Source organism: Paenibacillus sp. GCM10027627, from assembly GCF_042675505.1.
GTDB lineage: Bacteria > Bacillota > Bacilli > Paenibacillales > Paenibacillaceae > Pristimantibacillus.
Genome location: NZ_JBHTHB010000005.1, coordinates 160,788 through 182,186, shown reverse-complemented (window position 1 = coordinate 182,186; position 21,399 = coordinate 160,788). Strand labels below are relative to the sequence as shown.

Genomic DNA, 21,399 nt, shown 5'->3' with positions numbered 1-21,399 from the left:
GCAAATATTAATACGAACGAGGAGAACTACATGTCTTGGAGCAAATTAAAGCAACAGTTGGAAAGTTTTCTTTGTCCCGCATTACATGGAAAGGTCGAATATATTGCAACAAGCTACCGTTACTTACCCGATAAGGCAGGGATTTGTTATATTGCAGTAGATAAAAAGAAAGTGCTCAATATGATGGATAAAACGACCTTGATCAGATGGTATCAGAACGAACAGGAAATTAAGAATGATTCAAGTATTCAAATTCCAATCAGCGACGAAGAAATAGAAGCTGTCCGAACAAATTTCAAGGGAACCGTTCCGGAGGATCGGCTGCACGTTATAGCAAGAAGTAAAAAAACGTCAGAGCATGCAAAGCGACTTATGTTGGCACAGGTAGAATTAAGCAAATCAAGCTTTGACGTTACAGCAAATAAATTTCTAGCTACATCTATAGATCAAAGCCTAGAGAGCGATGATATTTTATTGAATATTTTAGCTTTGGTGGATCGGCGAGTTGGGAAAAAGCGGATTTTGAACCTTAGCGAAACGATGAAGCAAAAGCACCCGAGCGTGAAGTTTTTTTATGAGCTGCGGCTGGATACAGTATGAAAATGTATCAAGCATGAATAGCTTTGGATTTAAGTATAGCGCGCTATACGTGGCATTTTTCACATGTGTGGAGCGTGGCTTTGCTGGCTAGAGAAGGCTAGTGTTTGAGATGTAGCGGCGGAAATTGTAGAGAGGGGCGGAAAACTCCTCTTTTTTTGTTACGTCTACTTTTGTATTATGTTAACTAGCCTAAAGTCTAGGTTCACATACCCGCTAAGACTGTTATGACAGGCAAATAAGGCAGATATAATGAACTTACCATTAAGAGCGTAACTAATGAAGCCAAAGGAAGTGTTTGAATGAGAACCATGGATGCTATTAAAACAGCGTCAACAGGTAAAAACAATGGGGTGCTTTTTAATCCAAAAACCTATGCAGCAATTCTCTACTTTGTGTTATCTCTACCGCTAGGGATTATCTACTTTACCGTAATGGTAACGGGACTTGCTTTATCAATCGGTTTAATGCCAATTTTTATCGGGATACCGTTATTTTTTGGAGTAGCTAAATTGTTGGATGGGATTGTGAAATTTGAACAAAGCTTAGTTAGACTATTTTTAGGTTTACCGATTTCAACTACCTCAGCAACCTACAATCAACAGTCCGAAGCTGGACAGAACTGGCTGAAGCGAATGGCAAGACGATTTAAAAGTGGGTTATTTATTCGAAACCTGCTCCTCATACTACTCAAGTTTGTAACTGGTATCGTATTTTTTGTAATAACGGTCACCGCATTATCATTAGGACTAGGACTTCTTTCTCTACCAATTGTACATGTTATTTTAATGAAAGAAATACAGGTCGATATTTTAGAAGATAGCTTGTTTAGTTATTTTCAAATCGATTGGACCTATAATCAGCAATACATACTGTATGTAGTCTTAGGTATAGTATTTTTCTTAATCTCGCTGCATATTGTAAATGGGCTGATGCAAATACAACGTAAAATGATGTTAGTGGATGAGAGGCGAGCCTAAAAAGGCTGCGCCTCTTTTTCTGTTTGCTCCCTACGACGAAAAGTTCTACTTGACTACGCAAGGTTGAAGAAGGCCCCGCCCTATGCCGATGGGCCTCTTCACACTCTCCCGATTAGGAGAATTGGCACGTCAAAGTCCCGCTGGTCACATGTATAATAATGGTAAGGTTTGCAATTCGACATGTGCTTGGATTTTCGACAAACCTAATTTTAGTACTAGTCCAATAAATAGCGATAGGAGGAGGTGACCGCCTCGCAAATGATATGGAACTTACGTAACGCAATCCGGGACGGCACGGAGAACTTGTACCTATCCGTTCGTTCCTTGCTGGAAAAATACCGATGGATCGGTTATATGTATGCGGTTTTTGCTTGGTTTTCGTTATTGATGCTGCTGTACAGTCTGTTTAGATTCGAAGAGTCGCGTACGATGCTGCTCCAGTACGCATGGTCGTCCTATGTGCTGCTCCAGTTTTGGGTGCTGTGCCGCAGTAAGACGATTACTTGGAGAGCGTATTCCTTATTTGTCCTTGCAGGCGTTGCTCTCGTTATTCCATTTACCGTATTTACCGTCAATTCTATTCATGACGTGTTCGGTGGCACGCCGGCCAGCACATGGTCGGTCGCTGTGCTAACGCCAATTTTGGAGGAGCTATGGAAGTTGCTGCCCCTCAGCATATTTTTGTTCTTTTCACGGCGAGGAACCGCGCTTGGTTTGAGTGACTATGCACTAATCGGAGCTGCATCTGGCGCTGGCTTCCAGTTGATGGAGGAGATGACCCGCCGCTGGCTGTCATCCGGCTTCGGCTATGGGGAAACTCTGTTTGGCAGCAAGGTCATTCATTGGGATATTTGGAGTTTGTTCACCGGACAGTTTGAGGACAGTTACGTTCCGGTGCTAATGATGGTCGGTCATCCGGTTCATACGGCACTAATCGCGCTCGGCTGCGGATTTGCAATACGTTTGCGCAAAATTCGTTATCTCTCGTGGTCGATCCCGCTTGTGCTGCTACTGTGGGCGATCTTGAATCATATGGCTTGGAACGGGCAAGGACGGTTGCCGGACTGGGTGTTTACGATTCATGGCTGGACCGGCGACGGTTATTGGACGAAGCCGTTTTTCTTGTTTCTGCTGGCCATTGCGCTTGTATACGATTATTGGGGACTGAATCGCGTTCGCGGAATGTTACCAGCCATCCACAAGGAAAGCTTCCTTAATCCGTTGACCGAATGGTGGCGGATGACGTACGCTTTGTTGACGGACCGGGGCCGTTTCGTTTATTGGATGGACTTTTATCGGGAACGGCGGAAGCTTGGATTTCTGCTCCTGTATGGCAATGAGGAAACGAAGCGCAGCGTAGAGAAGGTTCACAACCGGGTTACCGAAATTGTCCGAGCGGTCACTGGTGCCGCGTTGGTGCTGCTGCTTATCGCCGGGGCATTGCTGTTCCCCGCCGCCGCCGCGCCTCCTGCGGACGGTTCTTGCTTCGCCTGTATGTTTGATTCATTGCAAAATTGGTGGGATGATTTGACCTGGTATGAGCAGCTCGGGCTGGTTCTCGGCGCGTTTGCTCTTGCCTTACTGTTTGTCGGGTTTTGGCCGGCGCTTGGTGTTGCATTGACGTTAGCCAGCATAGCGGGGAGTGGACGTGAGATTGCCTCATATATACGCGATCCTCGTAAGCTGCTGACGCCGGCAAACGCATTGTCTGTAGCTGTGGGCATTGTACTTAGCCGCATTCCTTTCGGTCAAACTGTGGGGTGGATATCCCGAAAAGCGGTAAATTATGCAGAGAGCCTAGTCAAAAAACTGTTCCGTCGCGCGCCGGAGCCTAATGGTCCGCGTCCCGACAGTTCACAGCCGAAGCCGCCTTATCATGATGGTTCCGAACCGGAACGGAATAAGCCGGATGACGGAAGTGGGCCGGTACCGCCGGTGAAAGTGTACCGGGGGGTCGAATTTGTGGATAAGAGGAGAAAGCCGATTGGCGAGTTTGACGGGGTTGATCTAGAGAACAAAGTCTTTTTTGAAGATAAGACCGCGATGGGACTGGACCGGGTCAATCCCCGAACGGGTTTACCCACCCAAACGACGCAGCAGTTTACTGATAAACAGCTGTATGAAAAAACGCGCAATCGCATCGAAAATCTGAAGGAAGCGCTTGAAACGCGACCAACGAAAGACGGCTCGAAGGAAGTTCCGACCTTGGAGGAAATTCGATCGATTCGCGAGTTTACATTCCGCATGGATGGCGACACGCCGGAGCTGCGCGATGCGGCGGAGAACAGTCTGAACCGGCTGCGGCAGGAATATCCGGATTATACATTCAACATTTTGTTTGGAGGGAAGCCGTAATATGTCGATTTCTGCATTTATTCCCGGTGCGCAGACGGAAGAGGAGCATCGGTTCTATGTGCCGGTTGCGACGGAAACGTTTTTCGCAACATACTGGCAGCCAGCAGCCGGGGAGTTGAAACTGCAATGGGTTCCCTTGTTTTCCACTGGAGTGGATATCGAAGCGGTCGATCTGCCTGACGTTCTGAGGGAGCTTGTTCGCCTGAAGCAATGGGGACAGGAGCAGGTGCCGAGCGATCAACGGGATCAGTTGTTAAGCCGGATTGAGCTGCTGGAAACCGAGCTGCCCCGGATTCTAGAGCAAGGCGATTGTGTCATCTTTATCGGCTGACGTGTAAGTCGTTGGTGCATTTAAAGGAAATACCCCCAATTTTGCAAGCTGGCTCCGGTTCTATATCGGCGTCAGCTTTTTAATTTTCTCTTCGGAAGCTGGTAGTTGTACAAAAAGATATTTTTCCAGTATTCACTAAAAGGAGAGCAAGAAAAAGAACGGCCTCAGATCATGCAACTGAAGCTTTTTTAAACAAATAGTTCGCAGTAAACAACATCCTTTATATCGAAATCCTTAAAACACAACGCCGAATACAAATACCTCACTTGGAAACAATACCCTTTAAAAGTTCATTTCATCGTAGCCCTCTATACAAACAAGGTGAAGAGAATAAGGGAACGGCGTGATCGGATGGCTAAGAAATTAAGCGAGTACAAGCAAAAAAGAAATTTTGAAAAAACGTTGGAACCCGAAGGCAAAGTAACAGCACCGGAAGAGGGTTTGAAATTCGTCGTCCAGCACCACATGGCCAGAAGGGAGCACTACGATCTGCGTCTGGAATGGGACGGAGTTCTTTTGAGCTGGGCAGTGCCTAAGGGACCCTCTTATCATACTCGTGACAAAAGGCTCTCAGTTATGGTGGAAGACCACCCATTGGAATATCGGAACTTTGAAGGAACCATTCCTAAGGGACAGTACGGCGGCGGAGTCGTTATGCTGTGGGATGAAGGTTTATGGGAACCGCTTGGAAATGTGGAGGAGGGTCTCCGGAGAGGCGAACTCAAGTTTATTTTGAAAGGAAGACGGCTTAGAGGAAAGTGGGTTTTGGTCCGATGGAATGCGAAGTCCGGCGACGAACAGGATAACTGGTTGCTCATCAAGGAAAAAGATGAGTTCGTTAAAGCGGATAATGGGATAGCGGAATTCAGCACTAGCATCAGAACCGGCCGAACCATGGCGGAAATCGAAGCGGGGGAAGAGGAGAAGCTCATCAAAAATCCCTTTAACAAAGCCCAAGCGCAGCTTGCCGTCTCCGTTCAAAATATCCCTAAGGATGAGAGTTGGCTCTACGAGCTGAAATACGACGGCTATCGAATGATTGCTTTTGTGGAGGGCAACAACGTCCGGCTGATTACTAGAAATGGACACAATTATACGGAAAAGTTTCATCCCATTGCCTCATCTCTCATTGATCTTGCTGCAGGAAGGGCGATGATTCTGGACGGAGAAATTGCTATTACGGACGAAGCGGGGAGGACGGATTTCCAGGCTTTGCAGAACTATTTGAAAAACCCCAAAGCCCCAAACCTAACTTATATCGTCTTTGATCTCCTTGCGCTGGATGGCGCGGATATTCGAGAGAACCGGCTGATGGATAGAAAAGAAAAACTAGAAATTTTGCTGAAGAATGCTCCCAAAAATCTCTATTACAGCCGTCATATCAAAGGAAACGGACAAGAGAGCTTTGATGCGGCCTGTAAAGCTGGCATGGAAGGGATTATCGGCAAAAAAGCCGATTCCAGCTACAGCGGCGGCTCAAGAAACGGTGACTGGATCAAATTAAAATGCGACAATAGGCAAGAATTCGTTATCGGAGGCTATTCCCTTTCAGACAAAAAAACGAGCGGGGTCAGCTCGCTCCTGCTTGGCTACTATGAAGAGGATCAGCTCGTTTACGCCGGACGTGCCGGAACTGGCATGAGCGAAGCTGACCAAAAGGAACTTGAGCAAAAGTTTGAAAGGCTAAAGAGGAAGGCCCCTCTTTTCAAGCTTGTGCCAAAGCCCAGATCAAATGAAAAGCTAACTTGGCTGGAACCCCAGCTGGTGGCCGAAATTAAATTTGCCGAATGGACTAAGGAAAGTCAGCTTAGGCAAGCAAGCTTCAAAGGATTAAGAACGGATAAGGAACCTATAGAGATCCACAAGGAAAAAGCGGAAGATGTTCTACAGTCTCAGTCCCCCGCCATAGAAGTGGAGAGATCGGTAATCGCAAGCTCAAACAGAGTCACAATCGAAGGGGTTGAGATTACGAATCCGGACAAGCTGTTGTTCGACAACCCTGCCATTACAAAAGAAGACGTCATTCGGTATTATGCAAAAGTTTCGGAAGTGATGCTGCCCTATGTTGGACGAAGAATTTTGACGGCTGTACGCTGCCCCAAAGGAATATCGCAGACGTGCTTTTATAAGAAGCATCCCGGCCCCGACAACAAAGGTGTTGTCGCAATCCCTATTACAACCAGCAGTGGAAAAACAGAAGATTACTTCTACATCGAGAACTTAACCGGGCTTATATCCGAAGCGCAAATGGGCACACTGGAGTTTCATATTTGGGGCAGCCGTATTGGCGAGCTTGAAAAGCCGGATATGATGGTTTTTGATTTGGACCCGGATGAGGGGATGGATCTGGAAAGGGTGCGTCAAGGCGCGCGGGATATAAAAAGCATTCTTGCCGAGCTTTCGCTCCATTCCTATCTCAAGACTAGCGGCGGTAAAGGGTACCATGTCGTTGTCCCTTTTAAACCGGCTATGACCTGGAATAAGTTTCATGATTTTGCGAAGCGCGTTGCTCAAGTAATGGAGCATAAGTGGCCTGACCGCTACACAAGCAATGTTCGAAAAGCGAGTCGCACCGGCAAAATATTCATCGACTGGATTCGCAACGGCAGAGGTGCAACGAGCATTGCCCCTTATTCCATAAGAGCGAGAAAAGGCGGTAAAGTGTCCATGCCTATCTCGTGGGATGAGCTCGACACGGTGGCTCCGGACGGTGTCAATATGGCAGATGCGCTTGCCAGGATGGGCGGCAGCGATCCTTGGAAAACCTTTTTTCATATTTAGGTACTTGCGGAGCGGGAGAAATCCCGCTTCTTTTTTATCTCTATTACAATAAAGAAATATTTTCTATCAGGCGGTGAAGATGCTTGGTAAAAATATTAAATATTAGGAAGAAACTTGTCGTAAATTGTTATTTACGCATATAATAGAAAACTATAAAGATATTAACTTCAAATCTGAAGGAAGTGTATAAGTGTTTAATAGAAACCGGTATTTCGATGAATATTTTCAACAAAACGCTGAGCCTGGGGAGTCTTATCATTACTATTTTTATGTAGTGAAGCTAGCTTCCTTTACTAAATTTTTAGTTTTCCAGGGAGCTGCTAATTTTCTTGGTAGTCATACCATTGTGTGCGTAACGAATAAGCGGATTTTAATCTGTGAAATGAATCAAGTGACTGGAAATTTAACTGGAGCAACTTTGGAAGTCAACATGGACGATGTAAAAAATATTTCGCTGCAAAAAGGCTTTTTGAAAACAAAGGTAAAAGTTACTTTCCCGGACGACTCCTATCTCGTATTTAAGCCGAACAATATTTGTATTGGCTTGTCCAATCACAAGCTGCATTTGGCAAAACTTAAAGAGATGCATGGTTAAAGGAAACTGAATCGTACGAAGGACTTACTATTCATACATAGCTAAAATCATGAAGCCTGCCGGTCAACGGCAGGCTTTTGACGTTTCTAAAAGCAACAGTCATTTGCCAAGTCGTAATACTTTCGCCGTGTTCGTTACTGCAAAAATAAGCGAATATAGACACAGAAGCCAGCGCAATGACAACGGCTTCTGAGATCATCGAGGCGAATGGAAGGGTTACTTCGACTTTTAATCGGCTTGTCGTTGGTTCGAGTCCAACTTCCTCCAAACGGAGGAATAGCTCAGCAGGTAGAGCAGCATATACCCCTCCGACCCAACTTCTTCGATGATCTTTTAAAAAATGAACAGTGAAGCGAGGCGTCTGAAAGGGTTACTTCGATCCAAAGACCACCTTTTCAACCTATTTCCTCGCTTCGTTTTACATAACATAAGGGGCCGGTGAGGCGCAGGGATGGGTTACTTCGACTGAAAATCGACCAAACGTTTACCCGGGCAATACGGCAGGTTCGACTCCTGCAATGAGCCTATCCCGCCTTTTCCTCACCGTTTTTTTTGAATAAAGAGGAGGTCAATAAATAATGAGTATAGCCAAAAAACTGTTCGGCTCGTTTAGAGCAAATACATATAACAAAGAACTTTACCCGGCTTTTAACAGATCCATTGAGGAACAATATTTGCAGACGCTTCTGACCAATACAATGAGCAACACCTTTTATGCGGATCAGAATGAATTGCTTAAAGATGCGGAGCAGCTCCATCATGAAATGGGCAGCAGCAACCCAACTTTTATGGCTAAAGCAATCGTGTTTGCTCGGAATGAAGGATTTATGAGATTGCAGCCGCTGTTTGGTCTAGCGATTCTTTCGACTTATCGGCCTGACTTGTTTGCAAAGATTTTTTTGCAGGTGGTACGAATTCCCTCTGACTTGTCCGATTTTCTAACTATATTAAAAGAAATGGGACGTGGAGAAGGCGGTCGTGCCGTCAAGCGTCAGGTCAATCGATTTTTATCCGGAGTGTCCGAATATTGGGCAATCAAATATAACGGAAGCGGGCGCGGATACAGCTTAGGAGATGCGATTGCCACGGCTCATCCAAAGCCCGGTGATTTAAAACAGCAAGCCTTGTTTCGATATTTGCGAGGCCACGAGGCTAATCTTGACTTGCTGCCTCAAGTCGAGGCTTTGGAAAAGCTGAAGATGGCTGCAACCGAAGTGGAGCAGATGGCGTGGATTGGCCGCGGCAAGCTGCCATACGAAACGGTTACGGGTGCCATTAAGCCGTCAAAAGGCGTTTGGGAAGCGCTGCTTTACCAGATGCCAACCTTTGCGCTACTCCGGAATATGAACACTCTTCAGCGGGCTGGAGTGTTGGAAAATAAGAACAATCTAAACTATGTGATCAACCGAATGACAGACGAGCAGGCGCTGAGAAAAGCAAAGATTTTACCGTTCCGGTTGGCGACAGCGTTTCGTCAGGTGGATCATCCAGAGCTTCGAGATGCTCTGCGGGAAGCTGCCGAGCTTACGTTCGACAATCTGCCTGAGCTTGGAGAGAAAACGGCAATTTTCCTGGATATATCCGGATCGATGGATGGTCAATACTTGGAGATAGGTTCGGTCTTTGCTTTGGCCTTGTTCAAAAAAACGCAAGGCAGCTCTTTGTTCTGGTTGTTCGATACAGAGGTATACGATGCTATGCCTTCCCGTAAAGACAGCATCTTAACGCAAGCGGCGCAAATCCATGCCCGTGGCGGAACGGATACGGGGGCGCCAATTCGCAAACTAATTCAGGAGCGGAGAAAAGTAGACCAAATCATCATCATTACGGATGAGCAGCAAAACAGCGGCAGCCCGTTTTACGAACAGCTGAAAATGTATCGATCGAAAATAAACCGAAACGCAAAGGCGTTTATTGTGGATATTGCTCCATATCGGCATGCGATGGTACCAGAGCGTGATCCTAAAACGTTTTATATTTACGGCTGGAGCGATACTGTGCTATCCTATATCGCACAATCTTTGCAAGGCTACTCCTCGTTGTTGAAACGTGTGAAGGGAATAGATTTGGACAACTTTGTCATTTAGCAAAATGAGGTGGTTATGCTGTTTATTGAAATCAGTCGTTTCCTCACACCCAGCCTGTAAGGGATGATCGTTTTCCCTTGGCTCCTTTGCAGGCTGGGCCTTTTCCCAAGGGGCGTGAAGGAAATGAAATACAAATGTAAAAATCGGAATCGTGCTTATTTCAGGCATCAGAGAAGAAGAGTGATTCAGCGAAAGAACAAAATCGCCAAGCAGCTCGGTTGGCAGGAGAAGTATGCTGGCAAGTTTGCTAAAGGTAAAGTTCACTGTTCTTGTTCTTTTTGCAGGACAAAGTCGAAGGAACTGGGATGGCCTAAATCCGATCTAGTGAAGCTGGCACGGATGGATGACCAAAGCTAGTTGTTAGCTTTTTATAGTAATCTATGTAGACCATGGACTTAAAGTCTGTGGTCTATATTTGTGTGAGTTTAAATTAGGATGATATGGCGAACAATATGGATTATCGTTTACTATTAAAATAGATTTCGATAGAACAGGAGGCTTTATGATGGAAAGGCAGTTGTCGCCAGAACAGATCGAAGAAATATTGCGAATACTGAAAACTCGATTTGAAAAAAATAAGAACCGCCACGAAGAACTTGAATGGGCTAGCGTACATGATAAGCTGGAGACAAATGCAGCAAAACTATGGTCACTCCATCAAATGGAAACGACTGGGGGAGAGCCGGATGTTGTTGGGCGTGATGCGGAGACAGGGGAATTCATTTTCTATGACTGTTCGGCGGAAAGTCCTAAAGGCCGCAGAAGTTTTTGTTACGACTATGAAGCGTTGGAGTCACGGAAAGAACATAAACCGAAACACAGCGCTGTCGGTATGGCTGCCGAAATGGGAATCGAGCTTCTAACGGAAGAACAATACCGGGAGCTGCAGAAGCTGGGGAATTTCGATGCCAAAACATCAAGCTGGGTCGTTACACCTCCTGAGATGAGAAAACTCGGCGGCGCTATATTCGGTGATTACCGCTTTGGAAGAGTCTTTATTTATCATAACGGCGCAGAGTCTTATTATGCTGCGAGAGGTTTTCGCGGCTCTTTAAAGGTCTAATGCTGCTTCCCATCCATTGCGTCAAATTTACAAATGAAACATGCCAACTCGGCATGTTTTTTTGCATTCATATAAGCGAGTATAGCTATCCGTCATTTCTACGTGTTTTTGGGAGTATTTCCAAGTTTCTATTGCTTTACTACTGAACAAAAGATGCCGATATAATACTACGGAAAAAAAGGAGGATTTCATTTGAAAATCGGCAGAAGAAAATGGGCACTTAAGTATTCTAGACTATCATTAGGTTATAAGTTGCCTATATTTATTAGTTTATTAATTATCGCTGTTTTAGCGGGAACTAGCGTATTGATGTTTACGTTTGGTGCTGATTTGCTATTAGTCAAAAGCAAGGATGAGATGAAGGCTAATGCAGATCGAATGGGAGAAAATTTATCTAATTTAGTAGAGATGGAAAATCAGATTATTTATCTTGTATCTGTGCATCAAGAATTCGAGGATTTATTGAAGCTCAGAGCTAGCGGCACTTTGTCGGACGATCAATTTTTTTCGAGTCAAAACCCATTGTATAAACAGACAATAGAAACATTGGAACAAAGTATGAAGCAAGCCAAGGGGAAATTGAGCTTTGCGATTCTTGACAAAGAGGGAACCATCGTTGCCAGCAGCAATCCTGAATCGCTCAATACAAGTCGATCGGATCGCGATTACTATCAACAAGCCATAAAAGGTGAGTCTTACATTAGCGATGTATTGCAGTCGAAAAGTACGGGCAAGTTCATCGTTGTGTTTGCCATACCCATATTTGATGATAACGGAAATGTATTAGGGATTTGCTACTCTTCGATTGAGACGAATTCATTTATTGATAAATTCCAAGATGTTAAAATCAATCAAGAGGGCGTCGTCTATATCGCATCACGAAATGGAACCATTATTTATCATTCCGGGGATGATGCAAAAGTAGGGCAGGTTCTAGATAGCGCAGAATGGATGAAGCTGAAAGAAGTAACCGTTTCAAAAGAAATCGTTCGCGGTGAACTCGATATGCAGCAAAGTTATATCCGGTATTCTAAAATTCCTTATGCGGATTGGACTGTAGTAGTGGAAGATACGTACGTGGATATTACAAGACCGCTAGATTCATTGTCTGCACAAATATGGCTTGTAACGTTATGCGCTGTTGTGATCGCAATCGTCGTAGGTATACTGATATCTAGATTGATCTCTGTGCCGATTAAGAGATTAACACAGTTGTTCAAGCAAATGGCTATGGGCGATCTTACTGTAACGGCGTCAGGAAGGTATGAGGGCGAGCTTCAGCAATTAGCGACTAGCTTTAACGAGATGGCTGAAAACAACAAGCAGCTTCTCTATAATATGAATACTTCTATTGTCACCTTGAAAAGCAGCACATCTAACATGGAGCAGTCTTCGAGCAGCACGACGCGTGCGGTACAAGAAACAGCCATTACCGTAATGGAGATTGCGAGGTCCATGGATTTACAGGCAAATGATACGAATCTTATGGCTAATAAGTTTGTGGAAATGGGCTCCAAGATTGATTCAATTGATAAAAGTTCCCATACGATCAAGGAGAGGTCAGAAGCGATTGTACAAATTTTTCATTCCAGCAACGAAGTGATTGAAAAGCTTATCGATACGAGTCATCGCAATGAACAGGAAGTAGCGAAAATTCATAAAACAATGAGCAAGCTTGCAGAAAGTTCCAGCCAAATTCGTAATATTACAGGAGCGATGACCGATATAGCCAGCCAGACAAATTTGCTCGCGTTAAATGCTTCGATTGAAGCGGCTAGGGCAGGCGAGCATGGACGCGGATTTGGCGTAGTTGCAAATGAAATTCGCAAGCTGGCTGAACAAAGCACGAAGCAATCCGAGGAGATTCAAGCGATCATATCGGAAACATTGCTTCATATGGAAGACAACAATAAAAGTGTGCGCGACATTCAGGGAATTGTAACGATACAAGAGGAATCAGTAGAGCAAGCGCAACAAGCCTTCAATGTTATTTTTAATCATATTATCGATATTAGTGAGCAGATCAAAAACTTAGCAAATGAAGCTATGAGTATAAAACAGGATAATGACGATGTAATGGGAGCAGTTCATAGCTTGTCTTCATCGGGTGAAGAAGTATTGGCAGCCACAGAAGAAGTAACCGCAACTGTACAAGAGCAGTCGGAAATGGTGAGGCAATTGGCCAACATGGTAGAGACAATAGACAGTTTGACGAAAGATTTGGTACAAGCGGCTTCCCGTTTCAAAGTAGAATAGTGATTGGAGTAATAGGCGCAACCTGAATAGGGTTGCGTTTATTATGTAGACAGGACAATTTCGCCAAGCTTATCTATATACTGGGGGCAACTGGCCTAGAGATGCTGCTGTTTGATGACGCGAATCATTTCCGTAATTTTGCCTACATGGAAAGCTTCATGCACAACGACGAACCCGGCGCATTGGCCCAAACTGGCGAAACCGTAATGCAGCGGCTCTTGGCGTACTTCGAATTGCTCGGGGGAGATGAGGCTAATGCGTTCTTGCTGTTCCTTCAATAAAGAAACGAGTTCTTCCAGAGTGGGAGGCTGATGGGTCCAGTTATCCGGACTTGTTCCCGATTCAAACCACTCTGAGAACGAAATGGGAAGGAAATTTTGATCGTCATCTGGATACCGAAACAGCATCCGCTCCGCCACTGTAAGCATATGACCCGCCTGCCAGCGAATCGTATTGCGGAAAGGATTTGCTAGAACGTCTGTCAGCTCATGGGGGCAATCAGACAAAACGTCGAGACACCAATCCCGTGCCATTTGCAAAGAAAAACCGATCGAATGATTCATAATAGACCTCCAATGATTCGTATTTAATTGCTCGATATCCCCATTTTATCCTAAATACGCCGGCAATGTTTCTTCTGGATTGTTGCTTTTGCATAAAACTGGGATATGCGCTGTTTATTTTGGGGAGCCTAGTGATAGCTTTGGACAATGAATGGTTAAGATCATCACAAGAGAAAATCAAAGTTATCGATAGGGGGGCGAAAGCATGAGAAGGAGGAGGCGTTTTAAAAAAGCGATATGGATTGTATTATCTATTGTACTAATTGGAATCGGATATTTAATTGCAGGCAACAAGTGGTTTCATACGAAGTATGAAAGCTTAAACGAAACGGATAGAGCGATGTTCGCACAGTTGAATGAGTTGCATGCGAATACTGCAAACAGTAAAGAGGCTTTATGGGAAGACTATAATCTCCATAAACTTCCTATTGTGCTAGTAGCAAAGGGAGAAATATTGAATAATTCAAAGGGTACATGGAATGGATTAAGAAAAGGCGCCTATGCAGTTGGGATTTCCGGGTTGGACAACAAGTGGTACACCAAAAAGATTGCGATGCCCGACCATTTCGAGCTGCAACATGTATATAGACTTTCTGCGCTTACTCCCGGGATGGGAAGTACATGGAATCCAATTGGAAACTTCTCAAGCATAGACCAAAACCTCTCAATTGGGGATACCTCAAGAGCATACTATTTCAAATATAATAAAAAGAATTTAGAAAACCCAATCAAAACAAGCCAATATTTCATTCCTTTTCTCGTTCACGAAAACTTTCACCATGTCATGCAGCAGCACTGGGCAATTGAGAGCGGGGATTTAAGTTTAGAAGGGAAAAACACGGAGTGGTTTGAATATCTTGGTTATCAATATACTGCGCTTGATGGAGTCAAGGATGCACTAGCTGGCAAGGACAGGGAAGCCATCAAACATGCGATTGCTGAATATGTGGTCATTTCGGAATTGCGAAAACAAAAGGATAATAACGCATATTCAATGGAGAAGCTGCATGAAACGTCGGAAGGGTCTGCAACCTATGTTGGAATGAAGGCTTCTTCGCTGGTGAGTACTCCTCCACTACCGTTTCTAGCCGGCGCTCAAAGCGAGGATCAGCGTAAGTTCTCATATTTGTTTACGGTAATGGCTCGAAACCCCGGATTTCTGTCTGAAATAAAATGGAGCAGGTACGACTCAGGGGCATTGCTGTGTTTTGCACTTGATCGGTTATACGGGAATTCGAGCTGGCAGTCCAAGCTGAACGCACAGAAGACGGATTTACCCGTAACTTTATATGAGCTAGTCAAACAATATTATGATGAACATGGCTTAATAGATTATGCCGCTTCAGCAGCTAGCATTATGAACAACTATGATGTTAAGCGAATTCGTGATGAAGCAAAACGTTTGGACGATCAGACTTAGTTTTGAGCGGCAGCAGATAAGTGACACAGGCGAAGTTTATTGTTATGCTAATGAATGCGGTGAAACCGCAAGGAATGCAGCAGAATTGCTTTCACAAATGCACATATAAGATAAAGTACTTCGAGCAGCAAAGATTAGGAGTGGTTGTTTTGAGCAAAGCAAAGGGCAAGGGCGGAACAGGAAGAGGAACTGACAAAAAAGGTTGGAATCGATGGCAGGCAGGTGCCAGAAGAGCCCAAAACTCACCTAAACCTTACAAAAGTAAAGGCACTAAAAAACCGGACGGAGCTTCGGCCGCTAGCAAAACCGACAAATAGCCAACCAATAAAATACCTCGAAAAAAAGGAAAGAAGCCACCTAGGCTCCTTTCCTTTTTTAATCCCTCTCATTGAAACAACAACAAATTAAGACACAATCCCAAGCCACAAAGCAAGCCCAATCAACGTAATAAATAACGTCGGAACGGTCAAGATGATGCCCACTTTAAAATAGTAGCCCCAAGTAATTTTAATTCCTTTGCGCGACAAGACATGAAGCCACAGCAAAGTGGCGAGAGAGCCGATTGGCGTAATTTTGGGTCCGAGATCGGAGCCGATTACATTGGCATAAATGAGCGCTTCTCTCACGATTCCATCCGTGTTCGTCTCCTGAATAGCAAGCGCATTAATCATAACGGTCGGCAAGTTGTTCATCAGGGAAGAAAGAAGCGCCGCAATAAAGCCCATGCCGAGTGTGGCTGCATATAGCCCACCGTCGGCTGCCCATTGAATCGCCTGACTGAGGTAGTCGGTCAATCCTACATTGCGCAAGCCATAAACGACCACATACATGCCGATGGAAAAAATAACAATCGCCCAAGGCGCTTCCCGAAGGATACGCCCAGTTTCTACCGAGCCGCTTCTGCGGGCGAGAGCGAACAGCACTATAGCGGCCCCGCCTATAAAAGCGGAGATTGGAATATGAATAAACTCGCTTAAAAAATACGAGATCATCAAAATGACAAGTACAATCCAGGACGCCTTAAACAATTTAGGATCTTTGATAGCATCCGCCGGCCTTTTTACACTGGCGGTATCGTACGTTTTTGGAATGCTTTTGCGGAAAAATAAATACAGCACCCCGATACTGGCGGCAAGGGCAAACAAGTTCGGAACGATCATCCGCCCTGCATATTCCGCAAAGCCGATGCCGAAGAAGTCGGCGGAAACGATGTTGACCAAGTTGCTGATGGTCAGAGGAATCGACGTCGTGTCGGCCACAAATCCGCTAGCCATAATAAAAGGCAGAATCATCCGGTCATCGAATTTTAGCGCGCGCACCATAGCAAATACGATCGGCGTCAAAATAAGCGCCGCGCCATCATTTGCAAATAAGGCCGAAACGATAGCGCCGAGCAAAATGATATAAATAAACATGAGCGTTCCGTTTCCTTTAGCCAAGCGGGTCATGTGCAGTGCCGCCCATTCAAAAAAACCGATTTCGTCCAAAAGCAGCGAAAAAATAATGATAGCGACAAAAGCCAAAGTAGCATTCCAAACGATTAAAGTAACGTCTTGTACGTCTGTTAGACTAACAACTCCTGTTGCCAGCGCCAGCATTGCTCCCCCGGCAGCGCTCCAGCCAATGCTCAGCCCTCTTGGCTGCCAAATCACGAGTACAATCGTGATGATAAAGATCAAACTTGCAACGTAAATCATTTGTTTCCCCCTGAAGTTTATTGCTTTTGCTTACAATGCAGCGGATCGAACTGGATTATTTATTTTAACCTATCTCATTCTAAGACAAATAAATAGAACGTACTAGATGCATTTTGAAATAAAGGAAGTGGATTTACATCCCCGGATGTAGCCTGCAGTCGGTCTGGAGCAAGTTAACCCACCGGCGATGAAGCAATAAAATAAGTATAAAAGGCCGAAAGGTTGATGAGTCATGGGAAAAGGACTGTTCATTCCTATGGAAGTAAAAAAATCGTTTCTATTGTGGCTGCTCGCCATTGCGGCAGGTGTGTTCGAAATGGCAATAGCGGTAACAGAGGAAGCCGTAAGCGGTGCGGGTATACAAGCAGGGCTATTTATTGCAGTGGGGATTCGAATCGTCATTTATGCCGTGCTCGTTTGGATCACGGTGCAAATGTTCCGGGGGAGGAATGGGGCACGTATCGCACTTGCCATTTTGCTTGGCGGAATCGGAATGGCCTCTCTTATTTATGATCCGATTGAATGGTTGGCGCAAGGAAATTCGCTCGCGAACGCTTTTGACGGAACGACGGTGTATTCCATTCTGTTTGCCGTTAGCCGAATCGTTCATATTTCCGCGGTCATACTTGCCGTAATTTTTATGTTCCGGCCGGCTGCCAACCGCTACTACCGCTCTGTATCCCACTGAGGGGGAATGTGCCAACTAGTGCGAAATGTTTTGCAAAAAAAAGGTATGAATACCGCTCATTTTTGGCAATCCTATAAACTATCAAGTATGACTGATAGAAAGTAGGTTGTCGCTATGATAGGGATACATCCGGTTCACCGCAGATTGGCGGAGCTAACGATGAAGGTCAATGCTTTGGGAGGGGACTACAAGAAATTGCCGCCTGACGAAAGAATGGAACTTTCTCATTGCTTGTTGTCCAATTTGGAGTTCGTAAGGAAGCTCGATACGTTGAAATCGCTCGCTTTTTTTGCTTATGAGCAAGGGGATATGGGCTGGCATCACGAAATATGCGAACAGTTGGAGGCTTTGGAAGCAAACCTCGTTTAGAAGAAAATTGAAATGCTTGCTACCTTCGGGTTCCTTTCTGCGTAAAATTTGTTATGATAAAGTAGTTCGGATCGAACGAACGATTCCTTTATCCACATTTTTTAAGCCGAAGGAGAGAATTGAAATGTCATTTTTCAATCGGATGATGGCAAGTGTAGGAATTGGAGCAACAAAAGTAGATACGTTGCTGGAGAAAACGCAGTATTACCCGGGTGAGGAAATTCGCGGTATCGTGCGCATCCAGGGCGGGGCCGTCGATCAGCGCATTGAAGGCATCGATCTTTCCATTATGACTTATTACATTAAAGAAGTGAACGATACAAAAGTGCAAGAAAATATCGAGCTCGGAAGAGTTCGCGTGACGTCGGCCATCAACGTAGCGCCTAACGAAAAGAAGGAAATCGGCTTTACGTTCCAGCTAGCGCCGAATACGCCTCTCTCTATTGGCAGAACCCCGGTGTGGATCAAAACAACAGCGGATATTCGCTCGGCTATGGACCCGACGGACAACGACAAAATTGAAGTGCTGCCTACTTATAGTCAGGGCATAGTACTGCAAGCGATTGAAGCGCTTGGCTTCCGCCTCCGTGAAGCGGAGACGGTGTATGCGCCAAGACTGGGCGGATCGCATTCGCCATTTGTCCAAGAGTTTGAATTTGTGCCTTATTCGGGTTCGTACCGCGGAAGACTCGACGAGCTTGAACTCGTATTTTTGCGCAGTCACGGTTACGATCTGGAGCTGCTGCTGCAAATCGACCGCAAAGCGACGAGCGTGTTCGGCATGTTTGCCGAAGCGATGGATATGGACGAGAGCTTCGTAAGAGTGACAGTTACGCAAAGCGATGTCGAGCGTGGCGCCCAGCATGTGGCGGGCCTTCTCAATCAAGTAATTTCCAGGTACTCGCACTAATGTGCCAATAGAATTCAGAAAACAATAGCATGTCATGAAAAAAGATTGCCGGTGTGGCCTGAGGCCGCCGCGCAATCTTTTTTTTGCTTAACAGTCTTGTTCTTCAGAGTATCCCGCCTCTTCCATTTTTGCCTATCATTAAGCGGATTTCCTTGAAGCGCCTAGCTTTTTTCATTATTTGTAAAAGAATGTTTGCAACTACGAACCTACTGGGAGCGTCCTTTGAAAGGGAAATGTTAGTAATGGGACCTAATCGGTACTTTTTACGTATTAACGTTTGCTATAAGCGATAAATAAGCACATTTTTCGACGATAATTATTGAACGCTGTACATCTGTCCAGTAGAATAGAGTATATACATTTATGATAGAACCGACAGATAGATTGACTATGGAACTTAGTCTTGCCGCTGCCGGTTTTTTTATAGCATAAAAAATTGTCGGGTTTGGAAGTGGGGGCTGGGATGAAAAACGAAAGCTGGATCATACAATCAAAAGAAAGATGCGCAGGATGGGGAATCGATCCCGAGGTTGTCCCTAACTTCACCAAATATTACTCCGAAGCCGAGCTGGCCCAAAAGAGACAGGAATACGAGGAAATCCTTTCAGTCATCGATTTTTTTGTCAATCGGATGCTGGAGCTGATGAAGGGATTGCCGTTGCTGATCCTGATCTCCGATGAAAAGGGCTGCATTTTGGAGATGGCAGGGGACGAGACGATCAAAAGCCTTGTCAACCAATCAGGGATTTCGGAAGGGCTAGTTTTTACGGAAGAAGAAGCGGGAACAAACAGCATTAGCCTAGTGCTGGCACACCGGGAGGCATTCCAGCTTATCGGACGAGATCATTATTATCATTTTTTGGAGATGAGCGCGTGTTACACTGTGCCGTTCCAGCACGCCGATAATAACCATTTGCTTGGGACCATCACGATTATGACTTCTGTGGATCAACATAACCCTTTTTTGCTGGCGATGTTATGTACGGTGGTAGATTCCATTAATAGGGAGCTGTTGCTGAAGAAACAGAATAGAAGATTGCATATTCTGAACCAAGTTGTCATTGAAACGACAAGGAACGGAATTATCATAACGGATAAGGATGGGGAGATAACGGAATATAATGAATTCGCGGAATATATTGCCGATTTGAAAGAGCGAGAGACGCTTCAAAAAGCGGGTATTGGACTTAAGATCGATCAATATATTAACGAAGTGCTTCATAAAGGCGTTGTTTACGAGGACATGGAGCTAAGCATAAGGAAGAACAGCGAGGACGAGAAGCTGGTATGCTTGTTCGACGCTTTCCCGATCCATGACGAAAACAAGACTATTATGGGAGCGTTCGCTCAGTTTCGGGACATTACGGAACGTTTTAAGGCGGAGCAGCAAATCAATCATCTCGCCTATCACGACGATTTGACGGGTTTGCCTAACCGCAGATTGTTTACTCAAAAGTTGACCCAGCTTCTGGAATGTGCCGATGGGGACCGGCAGCCGTTCGCCCTCATGTTTCTTGATCTCGACAGCTTCAAAAAAATCAACGACAATTTGGGCCACAACCATGGCGATGCTTTGCTTAAACAAGTGGCGGAGCGGCTTAAGCGCTGCTGCCTTTCGGCCGATCATAGCGTATCCCGCATGGGGGGCGACGAATTTACGATTTTGCTGAAAGAGCTGAAGAAGCAGGAAGAAGCAATCAAAGTTGCAGAATCGGTCATCAAAGAGTTCGAATCGCCATTTGTTGTGGATGAGTACGAATTTTACATTACAGCCAGCATAGGCCTTGCTTATTACCCGCAGGACGGCACGGATGCCAAAACAATTATGAAGCATGCCGATATAGCGATGTACCAAGCGAAGGATTCCGGTAAAAACAATTATGCCGTTTACAAAGCGGCCAAAAGCAATATTGGAATGGAGCAGCTTACGCTGGAAAATTCCATTCGAAAAGCGTTGCAAAACGATGAATTTGTTCTCCACTATCAGCCGCAGATCGATTTGGAAACAGGCGATATTATCGGCACGGAAGCATTAATCAGGTGGCAGCATCCCAAGCTCGGCATTATTCCTCCGTCGAAATTTATTCCGATTGCCGAAGAGACGGGATTAATCGTTCCGATTGGAGAATGGGTCATGCGGACCGCCTGCAAGCAAAATCAGGAATGGATGAGCAAAGGGTTTGAGCCGATGAAAATTTCCGTTAACTTGTCGTCCAGGCAATTTTTAAGGCGCGATTTGGTGCAAACCGTCAAAAATATTTTGAAGGAAACCGGTCATGATCCAAACTTATTAGAGCTTGAAATTACGGAGTCGATGACGATGGATGTCGATTTTGCCATCGAAGTGCTAGGCGAACTTAAGAAGCTTGGCCTTCATATCTGCATTGACGATTTTGGTACTGGCTACAGCAATCTGTATTATATGAAATTGTTCTCAATTGACCGTCTCAAAATTGACCAATCGTTTATCAGGGACATCATGACCGACTCTATCGATGCGGATATTGTTTCAACCATTATTGCGATGGCCTACAATTTAGGTATTGAGGTTATTGCGGAAGGCGTAGAGACGGAAGAGCAATTGAATTACTTGAAGCGGCTGAAGTGCCGCGAAGTGCAAGGCTATTATTATCACAGGCCATTGCCGGCCGAGCAAGTGGAGCAGGTGCTGGCAAGCCGCTGAGCGGATTTACTTTAGAGGGAGACA

At 45.1% G+C, this 21,399-nt stretch carries 17 protein-coding genes and 1 tRNA gene; 16 read left to right on the top strand and 2 right to left on the bottom strand.

Annotated features, from left to right (window positions below):
* Positions 1-30: 30 nt before the first annotated feature.
* From ACFQZE_RS18245 to ACFQZE_RS18200, 10 genes are all read left to right on the top strand, one after another.
* Positions 31-600: an SF0329 family protein gene (locus tag ACFQZE_RS18245; RefSeq protein ID WP_379359618.1), complete on the top strand. Its 570-nt coding sequence runs from the start codon at positions 31-33 to the stop codon at positions 598-600.
* A 299-nt stretch (positions 601-899) separates the two neighbouring features.
* Positions 900-1,577, top strand: a complete 678-nt coding sequence (locus ACFQZE_RS18240; RefSeq protein WP_379359616.1) for a sensor domain-containing protein — start codon at positions 900-902, stop codon at positions 1,575-1,577.
* A 258-nt stretch (positions 1,578-1,835) separates the two neighbouring features.
* Positions 1,836-3,932, top strand: a complete 2,097-nt coding sequence (locus ACFQZE_RS18235) for a PrsW family glutamic-type intramembrane protease (RefSeq protein ID WP_379359614.1) — start codon at positions 1,836-1,838, stop codon at positions 3,930-3,932.
* Between the two features lies 1 nt (position 3,933).
* Positions 3,934-4,263 carry a hypothetical protein gene (locus tag ACFQZE_RS18230; protein ID WP_379359612.1) on the top strand — a complete coding sequence of 110 codons (330 nt, stop codon included), beginning with the start codon at positions 3,934-3,936 and terminating at the stop codon, positions 4,261-4,263.
* A 351-nt stretch (positions 4,264-4,614) separates the two neighbouring features.
* Complete coding sequence (ligD, locus tag ACFQZE_RS18225) at positions 4,615-7,044, top strand: DNA ligase D (RefSeq protein ID WP_379359610.1); 2,430 nt, start codon at positions 4,615-4,617, stop codon at positions 7,042-7,044.
* A 190-nt stretch (positions 7,045-7,234) separates the two neighbouring features.
* On the top strand, positions 7,235-7,639 hold the full coding sequence (locus ACFQZE_RS18220) for a PH domain-containing protein (protein WP_379359608.1): 405 nt from the start codon (positions 7,235-7,237) through the stop codon (positions 7,637-7,639).
* A 200-nt stretch (positions 7,640-7,839) separates the two neighbouring features.
* Positions 7,840-7,906: transfer RNA gene (locus ACFQZE_RS18215), tRNA-Ser, on the top strand.
* Between the two features lie 311 nt (positions 7,907-8,217).
* Positions 8,218-9,726: a TROVE domain-containing protein gene (locus ACFQZE_RS18210; RefSeq protein ID WP_379359606.1), complete on the top strand. Its 1,509-nt coding sequence runs from the start codon at positions 8,218-8,220 to the stop codon at positions 9,724-9,726.
* A gap of 502 nt (positions 9,727-10,228) precedes the next feature.
* Positions 10,229-10,789, top strand: coding sequence for a DUF4256 domain-containing protein (locus tag ACFQZE_RS18205; RefSeq protein ID WP_379359604.1), 561 nt, complete (start codon positions 10,229-10,231; stop codon positions 10,787-10,789).
* 192 nt (positions 10,790-10,981) lie between these two features.
* Positions 10,982-13,045: a methyl-accepting chemotaxis protein gene (locus ACFQZE_RS18200; RefSeq protein ID WP_379359602.1), complete on the top strand. Its 2,064-nt coding sequence runs from the start codon at positions 10,982-10,984 to the stop codon at positions 13,043-13,045.
* Between the two features lie 95 nt (positions 13,046-13,140).
* On the opposite strand, the gene ACFQZE_RS18195 is transcribed toward ACFQZE_RS18200, so the two are convergent.
* Entirely contained in the window at positions 13,141-13,608 is a 468-nt protein-coding gene (locus ACFQZE_RS18195; protein WP_379359600.1) for a DinB family protein, read from the bottom strand.
* A 205-nt stretch (positions 13,609-13,813) separates the two neighbouring features.
* Here ACFQZE_RS18195 and ACFQZE_RS18190 point away from each other — a divergent pair, with 205 nt between their 5' ends.
* Both ACFQZE_RS18190 and ACFQZE_RS18185 read left to right on the top strand, forming a co-directional pair.
* Positions 13,814-15,028: a hypothetical protein gene (locus tag ACFQZE_RS18190; RefSeq protein WP_379359598.1), complete on the top strand. Its 1,215-nt coding sequence runs from the start codon at positions 13,814-13,816 to the stop codon at positions 15,026-15,028.
* Positions 15,029-15,177: 149 nt separating this feature from the next.
* A complete protein-coding gene (locus ACFQZE_RS18185; protein WP_379359596.1) occupies positions 15,178-15,345 on the top strand; it encodes a DUF3934 family protein in 168 nt (55 codons plus the stop codon).
* A gap of 87 nt (positions 15,346-15,432) precedes the next feature.
* Here the strand turns inward: ACFQZE_RS18185 and ACFQZE_RS18180 are convergent, their stop codons facing one another.
* The gene (locus tag ACFQZE_RS18180) at positions 15,433-16,725 is read right to left on the bottom strand and encodes an arsenic transporter (RefSeq protein ID WP_379359594.1); all 1,293 of its coding nucleotides are present in this window, start codon (positions 16,723-16,725) and stop codon (positions 15,433-15,435) included.
* Positions 16,726-16,957: 232 nt separating this feature from the next.
* On the opposite strand from ACFQZE_RS18180, the gene ACFQZE_RS18175 reads away from it, so the two are divergent.
* The 4 genes from ACFQZE_RS18175 to ACFQZE_RS18160 all read left to right on the top strand — a co-directional run bounded on the left by ACFQZE_RS18175 (position 16,958) and on the right by ACFQZE_RS18160 (position 21,375).
* Positions 16,958-17,413, top strand: a complete 456-nt coding sequence (locus ACFQZE_RS18175) for a hypothetical protein (protein WP_379359592.1) — start codon at positions 16,958-16,960, stop codon at positions 17,411-17,413.
* A gap of 114 nt (positions 17,414-17,527) precedes the next feature.
* The gene (locus ACFQZE_RS18170) at positions 17,528-17,782 is read left to right on the top strand and encodes a DUF7667 family protein (protein ID WP_379359590.1); all 255 of its coding nucleotides are present in this window, start codon (positions 17,528-17,530) and stop codon (positions 17,780-17,782) included.
* A 124-nt stretch (positions 17,783-17,906) separates the two neighbouring features.
* Positions 17,907-18,692, top strand: coding sequence for a sporulation protein (locus ACFQZE_RS18165; RefSeq protein ID WP_379359588.1), 786 nt, complete (start codon positions 17,907-17,909; stop codon positions 18,690-18,692).
* 463 nt (positions 18,693-19,155) lie between these two features.
* Entirely contained in the window at positions 19,156-21,375 is a 2,220-nt protein-coding gene (locus tag ACFQZE_RS18160) for a putative bifunctional diguanylate cyclase/phosphodiesterase (RefSeq protein WP_379359586.1), read from the top strand.
* Positions 21,376-21,399: the final 24 nt, after the last annotated feature.